This is a genomic window from Pedobacter duraquae (assembly GCF_004362245.1).
Lineage (GTDB): Bacteria > Bacteroidota > Bacteroidia > Sphingobacteriales > Sphingobacteriaceae > Pedobacter > Pedobacter duraquae.
The window spans coordinates 362,552-381,367 of the sequence record NZ_SNWM01000004.1 but is presented as its reverse complement, the minus strand read 5'-3'; the positions used below and the strand labels follow the sequence as shown (position 1 = coordinate 381,367).

The following is an 18,816-nucleotide window of genomic DNA, read 5'->3' as shown; positions in this document are numbered from 1 at the left end:
CTATATTTAATTAAATGAATGTCTGAATTCCGAAGGCGAAATATTGGTCTTAGTCTTGAAAAGTTTACTGAACGATTGTGAATGTTCAAAGCCCAATTGATAAGCAATTTCCGAAACAGTTAGATTTGTCGTTGATAACTGTTCTTTGGCTTTTTCTATGATCACATTCTGGATATATTGTTGTGTGTTTAGCCCCGTCAGTGAACTCAGCATATCACTCAAATAGCGTTGCGATAACTTTAATTCTGTGCTGATATATTTTACGGTTGGTAACCCATTTTTCAGACTATTTTCTCCTCCAAAATAGTTATTTAAGAGTTTGTCCAAAGAAGTTATGATGTCATGATTAATTGCTTTTCTGGTAATAAATTGCCTATTGTAAAAACGATTGCTATAATTCAATAACAATTCTATCTGCGACACCAAAACATCCTGACTGAAATTGTCAATATTGTTCTCTAACTCATTCGCTATTGTGGTAAATAAGTTGGCTATAATTTCTTTTTCTTTTGCCGATAAAAATAGGGCTTCAGAAACATCATAAGAGAAAAAGCCAAATTGATTTATTGTGCTTCCCAACGGATAATTTCTTATAAAGTCCGGATGGAAATACAAAGCAATCCCTTCATAACTTTCTATGTCTTCAGGTGGGAAAACAATTTGTTTTGGCTTCAAAAATGCCAATCCTCCTTCTTCAAAATCGTAATAGCCTTGTCCGTATTTTATTTGTCCTGTGAATGTAGGCTTAAAAGATATCTTGTAAAAATCAAGACTTACTTTTTGCCCTTTCGGAAATAGTTCAATCGAAACATTATTGTAATTAACCAATGTAATCAAAGGGTGCAATGGTGCAGGAAATCCCAAGACACGAACGAGTTGCGAGATACTTTTAATGTGATTTATGTCAGATTGTCGCTGCATTTTTTTTACAAATGTAAACACTTTGTTGTGAAGGATATATTCTTTGCCTGTTGTGAGAAGTATTGTGTGCAAGTTCAGTAATTGTCTTGCACACAAAATTTATTAATACTCAGAAGTGTTTTGTTTACGATCTGTCTATTTGTTTTTCCAGGACTTCAGGATACCGGTCACCCACAAGTGTAATTCCATTTACTGTCTCGTCGATTTTTGTTAGTTCATCAGTAGTTAATATGATATTTGTACTGCCAATGTTTTCGGCTAAACGGTGCAATTTTGTTGTCCCGGGGATCGGTACTATCCATGGCTTTTGAGCTAAAAGCCAGGCCAATGCCAATTGTCCGGTCGTAACATTTTTTTGTTGAGCAATTTTAGCAAGTGCATCCACTAAAACCAGATTGGCTTTTATATTTTCTTCGCTGAAACGGGGAATAATATTTCTACGGTCGATATCGTCTAGTTTTTTGTTTATGACACCTGTAAGAAAGCCTTTGCCCAAAGGACTGAACGGAACAAAACCAATTCCAAGCTCTTCCAAAGCTGGTATGATCTCGTTTTCCGGTTCACGCCAAAATAATGAGTATTCGCTTTGTAATGCTGACACAGGTTGTGTTGAATGTGCTTTTCGAATGGTCTTAACACTTGCCTCCGATAAACCAAAATATTTTACTTTGCCCTCTTGTATCAAGTCCTTTACTGTTCCCGCAACGTCTTCTATTGGAACATTAGGGTCAACTCTGTGTTGGTAAAGCAGATCAATATAATCTGTTTTTAATCTTTTTAAAGATGCTTCGGTTACTGCTCTTATCGTTTCCGGTCGGCTGTCTAGACCTGTTGTTGGTCTGGCATTTTTACAACCAAATTTTGTCGCTATAACAACGTCTTTTCTATAAGGCTGTAGTCCTTCACCAACAAGTTCTTCATTGGTGAAAGGTCCGTAGGCTTCTGCAGTGTCAAAAAAAGTAATACCCATTTCAACAGCGTCATGTAATAGTTTTATTGCATCTTTTTTATCAAGACCTTTGCCGTCCAGAAAGTTTAAACCCATACAGCCAAAACCTAATGCGGAAACCTCTAATCCGCTATTTCCTAATTTTCTCTTTTGCATAATTGTTCTTTTGATTATTTGTGAAACTGGCTTTAATTTCAAGTGTAAAATTCTTGATTGCCGGTCTATAAAAAGTAGTCCAATTGGTAATTGTTGTACTCCGATTTTCAAACATTATCAAACAACATAGATAAGTCCGCTACCTTGATCTAAGGATTTGGAAAAGGTATTGACACTGATGGCATGTGTTTTATTTGCCATCAATGATTTATTTAATAGAAATTATAGTGTGTGTTTAAAAGCAGTTAATTCCATCTACCAATGCCCGTTTTAAAGCAACAATGTCTATATCCATCAACGTCTTAAATTTTATGCAATAACCCGTTATACTTGCTTTCGGCAAATCTTGTGAATATTTTTTGGACAGATAGGTTCTATCTTTTAACCCCATTATGTATATAGAAATTCCACGTGCGTTCGCGCTTATACCAATTTGATAAAATTTTTTGGATTTACCTTTCTGGTATCTTAAGGTTTGCGTCCCATAGCCAATGCTTGGATTGCTCACAGTTTTACCGTCACTATCTTTTCCATCCAAAAACCAAAGTTCACAGTCTGGTAATAATTCCCTGATATAATTATCCAAAGTTTCTATCTCTTTGCGCTTTTGCTGTGGCAGGCTTTCTAGATAACCTATGATTTCTTTCCGAATATCCATTCTTGCTTTTTCGTTAAATTACTAATTTTTTTCTATAGCAAGAATTTGTTCCAATCACTTTCATGCACTCGTCATTCGTATTTAAGAGTCTCGACAGGATTCTTATTAGCAGCTATAAAAGCATGCCACGCTACAGTTAAAAATGCGATTAGCAATATTCCAATACCGGAAAGAATAAATATTGTTGGCTGAATTTCGATATGATAATCGAAATTGTCTAACCAGTGGTTCATGATGAAGTATGAAGGGATTACTGCAATCATGATTGCAATCAATACCGTTTTTAAGAAATCTATTGAAAGTAATGTGATCATATTAGCTATGCTCGCTCCCAAGACTTTGCGAATCCCAATTTCTTTTGTTCGAAGTTCTGAGCTGAAACCAGAAAGGGCAAATAATCCGAGGCAAGAAAGAAATATAGAAAACCCCCCAAATACATTCGAGATCGACGCCAGCGTTTGTTCATCGTGATATTTTCTTTCTACAATCTTATCTACAAAAGTAATGTCTACAGGGAAATCTGGATTTATCTCTTTAGTTATCGAAGTGATCTTTGCAATGTTGGCATTTAGGTCATTTGCGTTGTTTAACCTCATCGTGATAAAGTCACTATTTTCCGCATTAAATGCAACAATCATGGGTTTGCTAAATAGAGTTGGGTCGCCCCATACTATGTCTTTAAATATCCCAATTACCTGTTTCGATTCGCCATCTACGCTGACCAGTTTACCAATTGGATTTTGCAGGTTCATTGTCTTCACTGCTGTTTCATTTAGTAGGAGGCCGTTTTGATCCGAAGATTTGTGTTTCGAAAAATCACCACCAGATATCATCTTTATCCCATTGGTTTGTACAAAACAATATGTGGTATAAATCTGATCAAAAGCGATGCTTTTGTCGGTTTCACTCATACCGTTCCATTCCGGCCTGACAGGTTTATTATTTTCAAGTGCAATACTTCCCGAGGATTGGCATATAGATTTTATCGCTCTGGATGTTAAAAGCCGTTCTTTCAACAGGTCAAATTTAAGGTAGAGATTTCCCTCATGAGGCATCTGCACCAAGTAAGAAACATCATAACCCAAAGGTCTATTCTTCAGAAAATCTAGCTGCTGATAAATAATAATTGTCCCTACAATCACTGTAAGTGAAAAGCCGAACTGTATAACAACCAGAGTCTTCCGGATAGATAGTGAGAAGAATCCCTGGGGAGCCCGCCCCCTTAAACTTTTGATTGTATCCATCGATGCTAGGACAAAGGCCGGGTAACCCCCAGCGAGTAAGGTCGTTATTCCGATAAGACTAAAAAATAAAACCCAGTTCGAAAGGCTTAGATAATTAATAGTTAGGTTCGTATGTACCATAGCATTGAACCAGGGTAAACTCAATTCTACAATTAATAGACCTAAAAAAACGCTTATAAATGTCAATATCAGAAACTCCATCAAAAATTGAATCTTTAAAACCATTTGAGTTGCACCTAATGTTTTTTTGACTCCGATTTCCTTTGCTCGTTTTTGTGACCTGGCGGTTGATAAGTTGATGAAATTAATACATGCTATGCATAATATACCGAAGGCGAGTGCAATGAAGATTTCAAGCTGGTTTATTCTACCTCCAGCTGGTTTGCCATTCAAAAAGTCTCCATGCAAGTAAAGCGCTGTGAGGGGATATATAAAAATTGAGTAGTTTGATTGAGTGCTGCCCGTGTGATTACCTATAAAGTTGCTAATTTTACTGTTGATAGCATCTATATTTGCTTGATCTTTAAGCGTAAGCAAAGTGTAGAAAAATTTGTTTTCCCAGCTTGGGGATATCACCCAATCATTTAGTGCTTCATAATCCTTCCAAGAGATCAGACAGTCGAAATCGTAAGTGATGTTAGCTGGTAAATCTTTAATCACACCAGAGACCTTCAAATTTATCTGGTTTTCATACTTCACTACCTGATTAACGACATCAGTAGTTCCAAACAATTTCTTTGCTACATTTTCGGTTAATACGATATTACCCGGCCGTAATGCTGTCCGGGCACTTCCACTAAGGAACTCATATTTTATGACTTCAAAAATCTCTGAATCTGCGGCTCTTCCATTTATCTTATAACTATTGTTTTCTGTTTTAACTAATCTGGGGATCACTTTTGTAATGCGAGCGATACTTTGAATCTCGGGCAATTCCTGATGAAGTACGGCGGAAAGAATATTTGGCGTTTCTTTAACTGTATTAACAATAGTTTTATCCTTTCCTGTCGTATTAACCATCACTTGGTAGACGTTGTTGGAATTCATAAACTGCCTGTCATGATTTTTTTCATAACTGATATACAAAAAGAGCAATATCGTAGCAGCTAAGCCAACGCCCATTCCAGCAATGTTTATTGACGACGATAGCTTATGCCGCAATATGTTTCTAAATGCAATTTTAAACTGGTATCTGAACATGAAATTATACTGTAAGAATCTGTGGAAAAACGCTAAAAGTATACCAATAAAGAGAAGTTGTATTTAAATGTCATTGAAAGCTGCAAGATGAATCAATCGTGTCCGCTATTGAACAATTATGGTTCGATAGCGGACACACTTTCAATAGTCTCTTCACCAACTACTATCACTGCTTTCCCAATAGTTTGCTCTTTTGGGACTTCTGTGTAAGCCTTTTTAAAATCATTAAAAGGATAGCCTTTGCTCACCAAGATGGAGAGGCCAAGGTCTATATACTTTGTAAGTGTGATCAGATAGCTTAGAGAGGGCTTAAGCATCAGTACCTTATATTTTTTATTTGAAAAAATGTTAGTCAAAAAGGAGCTGATGATCTCTTTTGGCCCTGGGGCTGTATGGACATATGTGGCTGAAGATTTCAGGATAGTTGTTGCCTTAGTGTAAGGCATTTTATTGGATAAATCAATAATGATATCGTAAAGCTTGCCTGCTTTTAAAACATCGTCTTTTCTGTAATCAATAACAAAGTCGCTTCCCCAATCTTTTGCTACTTTTAACCCGCTAGTGCTCACTACAGCTGTAACGATAGCACCTTTCATTTTCGCGATCTGTATTGCAAACATTCCAATCCCTCCAGATCCACCATTAATCAATATCTCTGAGCCCCTTTGAACACTTACCAATGTCTGAAATATCTGAATGGTCGCAGATCCTACTACCGGTGCGGCAGCAGCTTGCTCGAAAGAGATTTTCTTTGGTTTAGGTGCAATGTCTTTTTCTTCTGCAACAATGTATTCGGCCAAAGCCCCGCCTTTAAAAACATTGAGCAGGCCAAATACTTGATCACCTTTCTTATAGCTCTTGATTGAGTTACCTGTATCCTCTACAACCCCTGAGAAATCGATACCAATTTTTTTTGGGAATTTGCTGCCGCTCATTAATTTCATCTCGCCGTTTCTTATTTTCCAATCCAGGGGGTTGATGGATACTGCTTTAACTTTAATCAAAACAGTCTTGTCGGTAACGGAAGGTGTGACCACTTCGGTCATTTGCAGTACATCGGCATCGCCGAACTGCGAATAGCTAATAGTTTTCATGATATTATTGTTAGGTTTAATATTAATTGAATAAAGTAGGGTAGTCAGTATAACCTTTGTAGTCAGGGGTATACAATGTGGTGAAATCAACCGCATTCAGCGCTGATCCATGCTGAATGCGTTGCACTAAATCGGGATTAGCGAGAAAGTTACGTCCAAAGGCGATGAGGTCAGCGTCTCTTTTATCCAATTCAGCTTCGGCTTTTTCCGCATTAAAAGCATTGCAATAGATAAGCGTATTTTCAAATTCTGTACGGATGGCAGATAGTGTTTGTGCGGGCAGCTGCGGACTAAGGCTGACATGGATATATGCGAGCCCAATACGGTTAAACTCCCTGCTTAAGTGGATGTACGTTTCCTCGGTGGTATCGGCATCGTAAGCCTGCAAATCACCAAGTGTTGAATTAGGGGATATTCTTACTCCAACTTTATCTTTACCAATAGCATCGGCTACCTGTTCGGCAACCTCTATGCCAAACCTGGCCCGGTTTTCTACATTACCACCATATATATCTGTACGATCGTTGACATTTGGGTTCAAAAATTGCTCAATCAGATAACCGTTGGCGGCATGGAGCTCTACACCATCAAACCCAGCGGTAATTGCATTTTGCGCAGCGATAACATATTGCTTAATTACCTCTTGTATCCCCTGAGTTGTCAATGCCTTAGGTACAGGATGATCCTGCATTCCGACATTATCTGTGTGCATTTGTCCGGCTGCAGGAATAGCAGATGCCCCGATCACATGAACACCTTCAGGAAGATTTGCCTGATGAGCAATACGGCCAGTATGCATCAATTGAAGAAATATTTTGGTGTTATTTCGATGTACGGCCTCGGTAACTAATTTCCAACCTTCAATCTGTTCGTTAGAAAATATACCGGGGATCCGGGCGTAGCCAAGTCCTTCGGGAGCAGGAGCAGTACCTTCGGTAATGATTAATCCCGCACCTCGGCGCTGACTGTAGTATTCAGCCATAAGTGCATTAGGGATATTTCCTATTGCACGACTGCGTGTCATCGGTGCCATTACTAAATGATTTTTTAAATTCAGCGCCTTACTATTGTAGGGCATAAGTAGCTTTTTCATATCTTTTTTTGTTTGAATTGATATGTCAAAGATCTTCAGGAATCGAAAATTAAAATAGCACCGTACGTCCGAAAAATAGTCCAATCCGGCAGAAGTGATTTAATTTATTGATGAGCGAATAGCCGAAGAATTCCGGTTACTTTAACCGGAATTATCCGGCAAGGGTGTATTTTTTAGGAGTTATGCCAAAGTGTTTTTCAAAAAGTCTTGAGAAATGGCTTAGGTTTGAAAACCCGAGACGGTAGCCTGCCTCAGAAACGGAATAGCCGGCATGCTTTAGTAGAAAACCAGCTTCCTGCATCCTTTCATTTTGGTAATAGTTATATAGCGTATCGCCAAATATCTGCTTGAATAGTAGCTTCATTTTTGTTTCGCTCATTCCCGCCTGGGTAGCAAGTGTGCTCAAATGCGGAGGTTGACCTATATCTTTCAATATTGTTGTCCTTATAAGATATAATTTATCAATGTCTGTTTTGTTGATTGGACTTTGTTTCTGAATATCTCTATCCAACAGCTTTTCAAATAAAAGGTAGATCATTTCGTGAGCCTTTATGCTATAAAACAGATCGTTTAACTTATTTTGCTCATTGATTTCTGAAATAAGTTTTAAAACCCTGGCGACTTCGGGATGCATCTTTTCGTGATAGAAAAAGATAGTATTGCCATGCAGAATGGTGTCAAGCGGTCCGCTTGCTTCTTTTACCCGCAGCAATTCTGAAAGCATCTGCCTCTTGATGCCGATTACACCAAAATAGATTTCGACGTTGGCAGGAAAGATTGTTTCTGTGGATATGGCGGTCGAAGCAATTTGAATGGAAGAGCCATTTTTCTTTAAAAAGTCAACTGCTATTTCCCGGTCGCCAGCTGAGGCTGCCGGAATCTCATTACTATTGAAAACTATCGATATCAAGTCACTTTCTTCAGCTGGCGCAAGACGTTTTAAGTGGAAATCCTCCTTCAGTGTGTAATGGTGTAATACAAATTTAAAGCCCGGGTCTATATCCACTACCTTAATATGACCTTCACCCATGTGTATCGGGATTTTCAGTTCATTATTGTAAACAGGAATATTAAAGTGCTCAGCAAAGCTTTTTACAAAATTGAAATTTGGCTGCACTGTAAATTCAAAAGTCATGATTAAAATTATGGATTTATGTCATTGCTAAAATGCGATTTTCTCTAAATGGCCATGGTATATGTCAAGTCGAAATTACATAAATGCTTGTTATTAATTGCTATCGATGCATGCGGAGTTGGAGAATTAGCAGTTTAGTGGAAGCGTGAAATAAAATGTCGCATCATGCCCAACCGTACTTTCCGCCCACATTTTCCCGCCATGTCTCGCGATGATCTCTGAGCTTAAATATAATCCGATCCCAAATCCAGATATGCTTTGTGCAGCATTAGCTTCGACACGGTAGTAACGATCGAATAACTTAGGTAATTCCGATTCTGGGATCCCGTTTCCGTCATCCTTTACACTTACTGAAACATCATCCTCGGAAATAAGGGCTCTAATGGTCACTTTTTTGTCTTTCGCATATTTAACCGCATTACTCAGCAGGTTCGTTAACACGGTTCCAATTTTGTCATGGTCAGCAGTGACCGTGATTTCTTCACAGATAACGTCGAATTCCTGATTGGCTGCCGTAGGACGGATTTCCTCAACTATTTCCATGATCAATTTATCGAGCCTGAACGTACTCAGATTAAGTTGAATCTTACCGGATTCCAAACGGGAAATGTTTAAAAAGCCATTGATCAGACTGTTCATTTTTTGTATCTGGCCTGAAGTGCGTTCAAACAACGACAGGTTATATTGATCATCCTTTTTACGTGCAGTCCTTAACCCGAGCTGAGTAAACCCGCTAAGCGATGTTAAAGGTGTTTTCAGCTCATGGCTAACCATGCCGATAAAATCATTTTTACGGATTTCATCTTCTTTAGATTCCGTGATATCGAATAAGGTACCAACAACAGAAATGACATTACCTTTTTCGTCAAGTTCGGCTCTGCCTGTAGAATTTAGCCATTTTCTCTTGCTTCCATCAAAAGGCTGTATCTGGTAATCTTCGCTAAAACTAATGTTTTCATGGATTGCCTTTGCGATTGCCTGGTTGAAACGTTCCCTGTGCTCAGGTACTACCACAGCCAAAGTATTTTCATAAGTAAGTACCTCATCATGCGGAATGGCGTGGATGATTCTGCCCCGCGGAGATACTTCCAGTAGGTCTGTCGCTACGTTGATCCGGTAAATCCCCATACCCGACGAATCCATCGCTAAACTTAGCGTGTCACTCACCTTTTGCAGTTCAAGACGCGCAGTTACCTGCTCCGTTACATCGGCTGCCACAGTGATCATACCATTGATCATTTGATTTTCATCCTTAAGCGCTTCGATGGTGATATTAACGTATATCGATTCGTCTTTCCCAAAACGGTGCAGCGTTAATGGCACCTCGCCTGATACGAACCGCTCACCAGTTTGGTAAATATGATCTAATATCTCTTTGAAGCCTTTTCCTTCCAATTCGGGAATAACTTCCAATATCGGTCGTTTCAAAACATCCTGCTTTGATCTTCCCCAATAGTTCAGCATCCTGTCGTTCGCAAGTTCGACCACGTGCTTAGGTCCTCGATAAATTGACATGGCGACCGGTGCTTCGGTAAGCAAATTTCGCAGTTGTTCTTCTGCATGACCACGCGCTTTACTGATGTTGATCTGGGCACGTACTTTTGTAAGTAATTCTGCGGCAGAAAAAGGCTTTACCAGATAATCGTCGGCACCTGCTTCAAGTCCGTCAATTCTTGCTTCCTCTCCGGCACGTGCCGATAAGAAGATAACGGGTAAATTGTATAGCTCTTTGTCATTTCGGATAAGTCTTAAAAGCTCTTTCCCATTCATAACAGGCATCATTACATCGCTCAACACTAAAGAAGGTCGGTTTTTCTTAAGCTGCTTTAGCGCGTCGCTGCCGTTGGACGCAGTATGTACTGTAAAGTAGGGTTTAAGTAATCGGTTTAGGTAAGCCCGCATATCACCATTATCATCAACAATAAGGATACTTGTTTCCAGATTCACAGTAAGATCAGCAGTGCTCATAATATCGCTGGATGTTTGAGTAACCTCATCAGCATCTCCTTTTGCCTCATCTTGTAAAAGGCTAAAAGCTTCACGAATAAATGGTGCAGTAACTGTGCTGATTTGCGTTTCCCGGCTGGATTCTACTACTTGAGCGGCTGGGAGATGTGCTTTTCCGGAGGGGATTTTTACAGTAAATGTACTTCCCTCGGCCTCGGTACTGATCACACTGATATCGCCACCATGCAGCTGTACAAGTTCATGTACTAATGACAGCCCGATACCTGTACCTTCGTGGGTACGACCTGCTGAGTTTTCTACGCGGTGGAATCGCTGGAACATATGCGGTATTTCTTTTTCCGGAATACCAACACCCGTATCTGTAACACGAAGTAAAACAAAGTTGCCTTCCTGCTTTAGATCCACCGAAATGGTACCTTCCAAAGTATATTTAAATGCATTGGATAAAAGGTTCAGGACAATCTTTTCCCACATCTGGCGATCGGTATAAAAATCTCCTGTTAAATTTTCGCAGTGGACCACTAACATCATGCCTGCTTTCTCTATGATAGAGCGGAAACTACTGGCCAGGTCGGTAGTTAGTTCTGCAAGGTCAAGTATCTGGTATGCAGCCTGGATACGGCCTGCTTCAACACGACTATAATCCAAAAGGTTATTGACCAGTTTCAGCAAACGCATGGCGTTGCGGTGCGTAGCTTCAATCTGCGCTTTTTTATGTTCGTCAGATTCTGCCTGCAGCAGATCTTCCAAAGGGCCAAGCATCAGCGTTAAAGGTGTCCTGAACTCATGGCTCACATTGCTGAAAAATGCAGTTTTGGAGCGGTCAATTTCTGCCAATGCCTCTGCACGCTTCTGTTCCTGCTCGTAGGCATATACATTGGAAATTGCAGTGTTAAAAGTACCTGCAAGTTGGTCGTAAAAGTTAAGATAGGCCTCGTCTAAAGCCCGGCAGGCACTAACTCCTGCGATTATAAAACCAAAAAGATCTTGTTGGCCGGAGATTCTTACCGGCAGAATCATGGCTGTATTTGGCGCGGTTTCATATGGGCCGCTCCGAAAATCACCAAATCTTGACTGCAGGTTTTCAACTTTTAGCAATTCACCTGAATCGATCACCTGTTGCAGGTTCCATTTGCCATCTGTAATGGAGATAATTGGGGGTGCCAAAGAAGCGGCATCGGTCACTCCGGCTGAACTTACCAGTTTAGCTTCCAAACCATTCAACTGGTAGAATAGCATAAAAGGCATGTCAAGCTGATAGCTTTCATACTGCACGTTGCTGACCTCAGCAATTTCGGTAACTGATTTAGCTTTACTCATAACAGCACCGAGATCCTTTAATACCTGCGTACGCCTACCAGCCAACATCTTCTCTGTAGTTTCGGTAATCGGGTGAAAAATCCCGCCAACACCACCGGATTCATCACGGATAGGAGCAAAGGAAAATGTCATCCATGCCTCTTCCAAATAGCCATAACGTTCCAGAAACATCCGCTGATCGGTAATGTAGGTACCCTCGCCCTGTTGTCCGCGAGTAAATTTATCGCCAACCACATCCAATGCCGATTCCCAGCAAACACGAAAATTCATACCCATAGAACGCGGATGCATCTCACCACAAATTGGCCGGTAACTATCATTGTAGATTTGGAAAGTTTCGGGACCCCACGCTATTAAGATAGGAAAGGTAGAGGAGAGGCACAAGCTCACCGAGGTGCGCAAACTTTGCGGCCAGTCTTCTATTTTCCCCAAGGCAGTTTTTGACCAGTCCATGCTGCGGATCAGCTTGCCCATTTCACCACCGCCTGATAAAAATTGTTCGGTACTTTCAGTCACCTCAGTTAACATTGCTTCATATCAATTTCTGTAAAGATAACTATTTGAAACATTCGGGGAAATGAACTATAAAATCGGTGTATTTTAAATTCGAAATCTGGATATGCGAGTGATAAATAATTTTTGTTGACTGCGTTTCTGCTGTATTAGCACGGTAGTTGATAGTTGAAAGCAATAGTGTATTATCTTGCGAACGCAAACTGACCAAGTTGACATATGAAATTTAATCCGGTTCTGGTTATAAAGTTGTTTCTCGCTATTTTTTTCTGTGTGGGTTTAGGGCTAACCGTATTTATGGTTATTGAACACGTGAAAATTATTGGGGCTTATATAGTTTCAGGACTATTTATTTTAGTCCCAGGCACGCTATTTTACGGTTTTACATTTGGATTTAAGATTTCGGAAAAAACTGCCAGAAAACAGGCCGAAATACAAGACAGCATCAGTTTTGACAACATGGGAATATCGTATAAACAACCGATTTTTGATACCACTCAATTTATCGAATGGAAATTTATTGAAACGGTATTGTATACCAACTACCAGTCTGACGACCATCAACAATTCATTTTTTATCTAACACAACCAGCAGTTCAAACTATGACAGAAAATCCATTGATTCTAAATAAAATATTTGCATCTAGGTTTGGAAAGAAAAAGAAAATTACGATCGAGGATGACTGCAGAAATTTTCACCAGATCTCAGAAATGTTGGAAAAACATTTATTGAATATAAAGCCGTTTGACTGGACTGAAGATGAAAAAAAAGGAATATTGTTAAGTTCAAAAACTCAAATTAAAAACGATACAATTAAAACAGAAGAATTTTGGAAGCCAAATAACAACTATGATAGAGAAAGAGTAGTTTATGATCTATTGAGCCGGACATTCCAACAGATAAAACAAGCAAAAAATGCCTAGAACGAGCCGAAATATCAGACCCATCGTTTAGCTTCCTTCTGCGGCAAATGAAACTTTGCCAGGTTCTTTAATTAATTCGGCAATAACTGCTTTCACAATGTCACTACGGGTTTGTGAAGACTTCTTCGGGTTGACAATATAAATTAAAACTACCTCTACCCAATTATTTGCGTGAATTCTAAAATTTACAAATGGAAATTCTTCAATGTCAATGTCTTCTACAGCTGTTTCAGCGATCTGATCGCGCATGTCTTGCACGTGATCTTTTACTGAAGGATCGAGCTGGTTTAGGCATACTCTTCGCATCGTCTCTTCAACCCAGCTTAGGTCACTCTTGAAGGTTATATAAAAAGAGATCTCATTCCATACTAAAGGAAATTTTTGCCATGAATAGTTATATACCTGATTTTGAAATATAAGACTATTTGGGAATCGAATAAGTCTTCCACTGGGTAGATCGCTGGTCATAAGATTGCCAGCAAACTCCCAAAGTGTGGTATCCAGAAAATTAATCTCCACAACATCACCATTGAAACTACCTACCTGAATCCGGTCGCCTACTTTGAAAGGCCCTCTCATCACGATGTAGAACCAGCCGATTAAAGATGCAATTGGCGTTTGTAAAGCAAATCCTAAAAGAAGAGATATCAGTCCGAGGGACACCGCTGCCGTATACCAATTTGCATTTAAAAAGGAGATGAAGATGAAAACAACTACGATAATGGTAACTAATCGGGTAAACTGGACCAAATTATAAATTAAACCTTTATCGAGTTTTGTTCTGGCAATCTGCGTCTGAACAAATCTTGAAATTATAAAAGCGACAAAACTACAGGCGGCTGCAAACAGAATGCTGTCAATTGTTTTGTAATAGGAGCCAATAAATGTGAAAACCTTTATGCGGATTAGAAAAGTTAACCCTACACAAATAATAGCGCCAATAAGATATCCACTGATCTGGAACTTCTTAATATCTTCGTTGTGTAGCTTTTTTATTGTAGCTTTTTGTTCCGGGGTGGGAGCTTGCTCTTTAATATCCATTAGCCTTAAGGAATCATTTATTTGGTAAGGCAATAGATACGGGAAAAACTTAAAACTGGATTGGAGACCTGCTTTAGCCATAGCAACCTCTGTTGCGGCAGTGAACTTGAAGTTTAGTATCTATCAGCTAACGGTATGTTCGATGCTTCCTACAATAGACTATTTGTTCAATTATCGGGTTTTTTATCGCGGGAAACCAAACTAAAATCAAAATAAATTGTGGTATATAAAATGATAATGCGAAATATCAATCTCACAAATAAGAAACCACATTACTATGAAAAGGAACAACATGGTTATTCTCATGACCTTGATTATTGCCAGCACTATTTGCTCATGCAAGGTATTCAATAAACCAAAAGTAGAAAACAATGGGAGTATATCAACTTCCAGTCTAAACGGTAAATGGGAATTGAACTATATTTCTGGTGTCCGGATTGCTTTCAACGGACTATATCCCAACGCCAAGCCAGAAATAACCTTTGATACCGTTGCAAACGAAATACAAGGAAATACGAGTTGCAACGGATTTAGAAGCAAGATAACGATCAGTGGTAACAACTTAACTATTGCTGAACCTGGCCCCATGACAATGCGGTACTGCGAGGGGGGAGGTGAAAAAAATTTCTTAGACATGCTTAAAAAGGTAACGAATTACAACGTCAGTGATAGTACGCTAACTTTTATTCAGGGAGATATCGCAGTGATGCGTTTCACGAAAAAATAGTAGGTTATTTATCTGTTTTAGCTTATTCAGACCTTTTTTATGGAAGAGATAATGTCTTTAATGGTAAATAAATGAAACGTAGTTCGCAACTGAATCCAAATTGCGAAAGAGAGCCGATGTCATTATTTGCTCAGTCTCTTTGAAAAATATATCCGTTTATGCCCTTTAGGAAAATTCTTGATTTCTCCTACGACTTCATATTCGTTCTTTAAATAAAAGTCCTCTGCCTGGAAATCAAAAGTATCAAGCATTGCAACAGTTGCTCCTTTTTCTCTTGCAATGCCTTCTACATGCTTTAGAAGCGATGTGCCAATTCCTTTTTGCCGATATGAGGCTTCTACCCATAGAATTCTAATATCCAGTCCATTCCAATACCCAAGTCCAGCTAATATGCCTGCTATTTCATCTCCATTTTCATTTTTGACAATAAATTCCAGAGGCGTCCAGGTATCAGATAAAGCTGGAACTCTACTTAAATTATAGGCATTGATGCCCTCTACGATTTTCTGCATGTTTTCTTTATCACAGGGCTCGATGATGATTTTATTTAGCATACTCAAAGATTGTAATTTCTGCTCACACAATCGCAGGTAATTGGTTCCATTCCTATAAGGTTTAATTAAGGGAACAATTTAGTGGTCTGGTATAATTATGGATTTACAATATGATATGAAATCGTAAAAAATGTTCATGCTATAGTGTACTATTTTATGTTATTTAATACCATTTTTAACGCAGGTCGTGATTTCGGGAATTCAGTTTAAATGAATAGTTTTAAATTCAAATAGTATCGAAAATCATTAATTAGCTCCACAAATGTCAAAAGTCCTTCCAGAGCCTGAAAAGACAAAGTCCCCCAGCGGGTTTTACCAATTTTTAAATAAGACAAGTGACTTGGCTATAGTGATAGATCATAAGCTCACGATATTATATAAAAACCCTAGGGCTGCTGAGCGAATTAGTGGAGACAAACTTCAAGCGGTAGTGTCCTACGACCACAAAAAAGAATTTGGACTATTGTTGAATAGAATGATTGTCAAAAATATTGAAGCGTGCCAGAATAGAGTGCTTTTTGCAGATGGAATATGGTACGAATGCCAGCTCACCAATTTAATTGAGGATGCCGAAGTTCAAGGGATTGTATGTATTATGAAGGAAGATGTGAACAACAACCATCTGAGCGACGAGCAGCCCGGAACGGAACATTTTTATCGGATAATTACCGACAATTTACCCGCTATAATTGCTTATTGGACTGCTGATCTAAGATGCCTGTTTGCCAATAAAGCGTACCTCTCATTTTTTGGTAAAACAGAAAATGAAATGTATAACACCAGTATTGATAAGTTATATTCAAAAACCGAAATCTCCAAGTATCAGCACTTCATGATGATGGCCTTGAAAGGCGTTGCACAGAAGTTTGAGCGGACTGTTGAGCGGGAAGGAAAAGATGATAGGATCATATTAACCGAATATGTGCCTGATGTGGATGAGGGACATATCATGGGGTTTTATACACTTATTTACGATATCACAGAATTTAAAACAAAAGAACAGGAATTAGCCACGATTAACGAAAGGGCGCTTTTTAATAATAAAGTTAGTACGCTCTTTAGTAAGGCGAAAGATTTAGATGCTGTGCTTTCTATAGTGTTAAAAGAACTCGTTGCATATGGTAATTTTTTAGTCGCAGAGATTTGGTTATGTGGCACAGATCCTAAGTTCCTTAGCCTTTCTGCACATTTTGCTTTGACGGATATTGCCGAGAGCTTCTATTATAATAATAGAGGGTTCAGTATCCAGACGGATAGGGAGGGGTTTATACGGAATATATGGAAAAAGGGTACTTCGAAGCATTTGACCCATCTGGACAAGCATGAAGGCTTTGTACGAAAAGATGCCGCTGCGCTTGTAGGCCTTAAGTCTGTTTATGGCGTCCCGCTAATTGATAACGCAGGAAATGTTTTAGGCGTTATGATGATTGGCATGGATAACAATAAGAAACCTGACAAACAATTTATACAGTTTATTGAAAATATCAGCACGCATTTAACGGGAGAAATTATCAGAAAGAAGCTTGAATCAGAACTCGAGCAGATTTTTAACTACGCACCGGACATTATCGCTATTGCTGGGACAGACGGTTTTTATAAAAAGGTAAATCCTGCTATGATTAAGTTACTTGGTTTTTCAGAAGCTGAACTATTAAGTCGTTCTTTTACCGCCTTCATTCATCCAGATGACCTAAGCCATACGCTTGATGCGTTTAAAGACGTAAAAAAGGGGATGGCAGTCCATTATTTTGAAAATAGATTGATTAAAAAGGAAGGATCTCAGATCTGGTTGGCCTGGAATGTTACATCAGCAACAGAAAATGGGTTGATTTTTTGTGTAGGGAAGGATATCACTGACAAAAAACAATCAGAACAGGTTCTGATTAATCTGAATTTAAAACTTGAACAACAAAACAAAAAGCTTCGGGATATTTCATGGATACAGTCGCATGAGGTAAGGGCACCAGCAGCAAAAATTCTTGGTATCGTCGATCTTATTAGTTCAGATAAAGGCGAATTATCTAACGAGCTCAATGAATTGTTTCTTTACCTGAGAAATTCTGCTATTGAACTAGATGAAGTTATTGCTAAAATCACTGCGCTATCCAGTGCCGGGCAAAAAAGTTGAATTATGCCACCTGGGTGGCTAAGAATTGGTCAAGAGCTGCAGGGAGATTGTGTTTTTTAATCATTATGCATTTCGTTGTGTCCATAACTAATTACCCGAGCTAATTTCCAGACTCCGTCTTTAAACTGCCAAAGCTGAACGAATTTGTAGGTTCCGCTAACTTTTTCCTGTATTTGCCCTTTGTTCGTGTGATAAAAAGTATGTACGCCAATCTCGACGGCACCAAATCCCTTAATTGGGTATACCTCTAAAGTGCTTTTGATGAGTTCTCTCCTAATATGATTGTCTCTCGCACACATTTCCCGGAAAGATCGGATTTCGTAATCGGCACCATAAATGAGTTAAAACCATTCTTTGTGCCAATATAAAGTAAGGCTGCACGTATTAAAGAAGGCACTTATTTAGGTCCAAAAAAATATCGATGTTCATTAATGAACAGTCCCATGTACGCAATAGAACAGGTTAAAATTATCGAATCGTTAACGTGTGTTTTCATGCGCCAGATTGTCTTCATAAGAATCAGATAGGTACTGAAATTGATTGCCTTTTCATTTTCGTTTAAAATAGAATCTCAGGGTGCCGGAAAAATATCTGAATCGAACAAGATTATCAGTAGAAGGGCCGTAATGTGTTTGCCGATTATACGCCAGCAGAAACTTTCCAAAGATTTATCAAAGAAAAAGATTCAGCAAAAAATTTGACAAAAAGACTAATCATAGCCGATCGTTAAAATTAATCTATCTCATTAAAAACGCGTACAGTATTATAAAACCGGTCATCAGCCCTTCAATCATCCATACTTTTTTTGGTCCTATTGTATATTTCTTAACGAGATGGTCTGTTCCCCATGCAATCAATGCAGCAATAACTAGTAATAACGGTATTATCCAAGATACATTCACTCCGGAACGGTGCAACCGATCCTCATCAGGAATAAACGGCACACATATCGCTATCAGTAAAGATATCGCAGCAATTATAAGCAGTGGTGTGACCGTTGATTTTTTCATGTTGTAAAGTAAGGATATTATCTCAGTCACTTCTTAAAACAGGGCAATTGTTTTTATTTCTTTCCATCACAATAACCTTTTATGGAGACGTTAAACAGATAACAGTTGGTGACCCACATGGGGCATATTGAGATCTTGTTGAACAATTCATGTTGTGAACACATATTTTGTTTAAGAGCAC

Annotated in this window: 15 protein-coding genes; 3 read left to right on the top strand and 12 right to left on the bottom strand. The window is 38.9% G+C overall.

The annotated features are described in order from the left end of the window. Positions 1 to 6: 6 nt before the first annotated feature. From CLV32_RS17225 to CLV32_RS17190, 8 genes are all read right to left on the bottom strand, one after another. Positions 7 to 921, bottom strand: a complete 915-nt coding sequence (locus CLV32_RS17225; protein WP_133557805.1) for a helix-turn-helix domain-containing protein — start codon at positions 919 to 921, stop codon at positions 7 to 9. A gap of 124 nt (positions 922 to 1,045) precedes the next feature. Next, positions 1,046 to 2,026, bottom strand: a complete 981-nt coding sequence (locus CLV32_RS17220; RefSeq protein ID WP_133557804.1) for an aldo/keto reductase — start codon at positions 2,024 to 2,026, stop codon at positions 1,046 to 1,048. A 235-nt stretch (positions 2,027 to 2,261) separates the two neighbouring features. Beyond that, positions 2,262 to 2,684 carry a DUF1801 domain-containing protein gene (locus CLV32_RS17215; protein ID WP_133557802.1) on the bottom strand — a complete coding sequence of 141 codons (423 nt, stop codon included), beginning with the start codon at positions 2,682 to 2,684 and terminating at the stop codon, positions 2,262 to 2,264. Between the two features lie 71 nt (positions 2,685 to 2,755). Further along, positions 2,756 to 5,128, bottom strand: a complete 2,373-nt coding sequence (locus CLV32_RS17210; protein WP_133557800.1) for an ABC transporter permease — start codon at positions 5,126 to 5,128, stop codon at positions 2,756 to 2,758. Positions 5,129 to 5,244: 116 nt separating this feature from the next. Further along, positions 5,245 to 6,222 carry an NAD(P)-dependent alcohol dehydrogenase gene (locus tag CLV32_RS17205; RefSeq protein WP_133557791.1) on the bottom strand — a complete coding sequence of 326 codons (978 nt, stop codon included), beginning with the start codon at positions 6,220 to 6,222 and terminating at the stop codon, positions 5,245 to 5,247. Between the two features lie 22 nt (positions 6,223 to 6,244). Beyond that, complete coding sequence (locus tag CLV32_RS17200) at positions 6,245 to 7,315, bottom strand: alkene reductase (protein ID WP_133557788.1); 1,071 nt, start codon at positions 7,313 to 7,315, stop codon at positions 6,245 to 6,247. Positions 7,316 to 7,466: 151 nt separating this feature from the next. Continuing rightward, positions 7,467 to 8,450 carry a helix-turn-helix transcriptional regulator gene (locus tag CLV32_RS17195; protein ID WP_133557786.1) on the bottom strand — a complete coding sequence of 328 codons (984 nt, stop codon included), beginning with the start codon at positions 8,448 to 8,450 and terminating at the stop codon, positions 7,467 to 7,469. A 126-nt stretch (positions 8,451 to 8,576) separates the two neighbouring features. Continuing rightward, on the bottom strand, positions 8,577 to 12,254 hold the full coding sequence (locus CLV32_RS17190) for an ATP-binding protein (protein ID WP_133557784.1): 3,678 nt from the start codon (positions 12,252 to 12,254) through the stop codon (positions 8,577 to 8,579). A gap of 216 nt (positions 12,255 to 12,470) precedes the next feature. On the opposite strand from CLV32_RS17190, the gene CLV32_RS17185 reads away from it, so the two are divergent. After that, the gene (locus tag CLV32_RS17185; RefSeq protein WP_133557782.1) at positions 12,471 to 13,175 is read left to right on the top strand and encodes a hypothetical protein; all 705 of its coding nucleotides are present in this window, start codon (positions 12,471 to 12,473) and stop codon (positions 13,173 to 13,175) included. Positions 13,176 to 13,202: 27 nt separating this feature from the next. On the opposite strand, the gene CLV32_RS17180 is transcribed toward CLV32_RS17185, so the two are convergent. Next, complete coding sequence (locus CLV32_RS17180) at positions 13,203 to 14,297, bottom strand: mechanosensitive ion channel family protein (protein ID WP_133557780.1); 1,095 nt, start codon at positions 14,295 to 14,297, stop codon at positions 13,203 to 13,205. 196 nt (positions 14,298 to 14,493) lie between these two features. On the opposite strand from CLV32_RS17180, the gene CLV32_RS17175 reads away from it, so the two are divergent. Next, the gene (locus tag CLV32_RS17175; protein WP_133557778.1) at positions 14,494 to 14,943 is read left to right on the top strand and encodes an META domain-containing protein; all 450 of its coding nucleotides are present in this window, start codon (positions 14,494 to 14,496) and stop codon (positions 14,941 to 14,943) included. A gap of 122 nt (positions 14,944 to 15,065) precedes the next feature. On the opposite strand, the gene CLV32_RS17170 is transcribed toward CLV32_RS17175, so the two are convergent. Then, positions 15,066 to 15,497: a GNAT family N-acetyltransferase gene (locus CLV32_RS17170; protein ID WP_133557776.1), complete on the bottom strand. Its 432-nt coding sequence runs from the start codon at positions 15,495 to 15,497 to the stop codon at positions 15,066 to 15,068. A 262-nt stretch (positions 15,498 to 15,759) separates the two neighbouring features. Between CLV32_RS17170 and CLV32_RS17165 the strand changes: the two genes are divergently transcribed. Next, positions 15,760 to 17,625: a PAS domain S-box protein gene (locus tag CLV32_RS17165; protein ID WP_133557774.1), complete on the top strand. Its 1,866-nt coding sequence runs from the start codon at positions 15,760 to 15,762 to the stop codon at positions 17,623 to 17,625. 56 nt (positions 17,626 to 17,681) lie between these two features. Here the strand turns inward: CLV32_RS17165 and CLV32_RS17160 are convergent, their stop codons facing one another. Together CLV32_RS17160 and CLV32_RS17155 are read right to left on the bottom strand one after the other, a co-directional pair. Continuing rightward, positions 17,682 to 17,924, bottom strand: a complete 243-nt coding sequence (locus CLV32_RS17160) for a nuclear transport factor 2 family protein (protein WP_133557772.1) — start codon at positions 17,922 to 17,924, stop codon at positions 17,682 to 17,684. Positions 17,925 to 18,362: 438 nt separating this feature from the next. Then, complete coding sequence (locus CLV32_RS17155) at positions 18,363 to 18,635, bottom strand: hypothetical protein (RefSeq protein WP_133557770.1); 273 nt, start codon at positions 18,633 to 18,635, stop codon at positions 18,363 to 18,365. Positions 18,636 to 18,816: the final 181 nt, after the last annotated feature.

Excerpts from the sequence above, each read along its gene's own strand:
- CLV32_RS17225 (WP_133557805.1), bottom strand. The coding sequence starts at position 921 with ATGCAGCGACAATCTGACATAAATCACATTAAAAGTATCTCGCAACTC.
- CLV32_RS17220 (WP_133557804.1), bottom strand. The coding sequence starts at position 2,026 with ATGCAAAAGAGAAAATTAGGAAATAGCGGATTAGAGGTTTCCGCATTA.
- CLV32_RS17215 (WP_133557802.1), bottom strand. The coding sequence starts at position 2,684 with ATGGATATTCGGAAAGAAATCATAGGTTATCTAGAAAGCCTGCCACAG.
- CLV32_RS17210 (WP_133557800.1), bottom strand. The coding sequence starts at position 5,128 with ATGTTCAGATACCAGTTTAAAATTGCATTTAGAAACATATTGCGGCAT.
- CLV32_RS17205 (WP_133557791.1), bottom strand. The coding sequence starts at position 6,222 with ATGAAAACTATTAGCTATTCGCAGTTCGGCGATGCCGATGTACTGCAA.
- CLV32_RS17200 (WP_133557788.1), bottom strand. The coding sequence starts at position 7,315 with ATGAAAAAGCTACTTATGCCCTACAATAGTAAGGCGCTGAATTTAAAA.
- CLV32_RS17195 (WP_133557786.1), bottom strand. The coding sequence starts at position 8,450 with ATGACTTTTGAATTTACAGTGCAGCCAAATTTCAATTTTGTAAAAAGC.
- CLV32_RS17185 (WP_133557782.1), top strand. The coding sequence starts at position 12,471 with ATGAAATTTAATCCGGTTCTGGTTATAAAGTTGTTTCTCGCTATTTTT.
- CLV32_RS17180 (WP_133557780.1), bottom strand. The coding sequence starts at position 14,297 with ATGGCTAAAGCAGGTCTCCAATCCAGTTTTAAGTTTTTCCCGTATCTA.
- CLV32_RS17175 (WP_133557778.1), top strand. The coding sequence starts at position 14,494 with ATGAAAAGGAACAACATGGTTATTCTCATGACCTTGATTATTGCCAGC.
- CLV32_RS17170 (WP_133557776.1), bottom strand. The coding sequence starts at position 15,497 with ATGCTAAATAAAATCATCATCGAGCCCTGTGATAAAGAAAACATGCAG.
- CLV32_RS17165 (WP_133557774.1), top strand. The coding sequence starts at position 15,760 with ATGTCAAAAGTCCTTCCAGAGCCTGAAAAGACAAAGTCCCCCAGCGGG.
- CLV32_RS17160 (WP_133557772.1), bottom strand. The coding sequence starts at position 17,924 with ATGTGTGCGAGAGACAATCATATTAGGAGAGAACTCATCAAAAGCACT.
- CLV32_RS17155 (WP_133557770.1), bottom strand. The coding sequence starts at position 18,635 with ATGAAAAAATCAACGGTCACACCACTGCTTATAATTGCTGCGATATCT.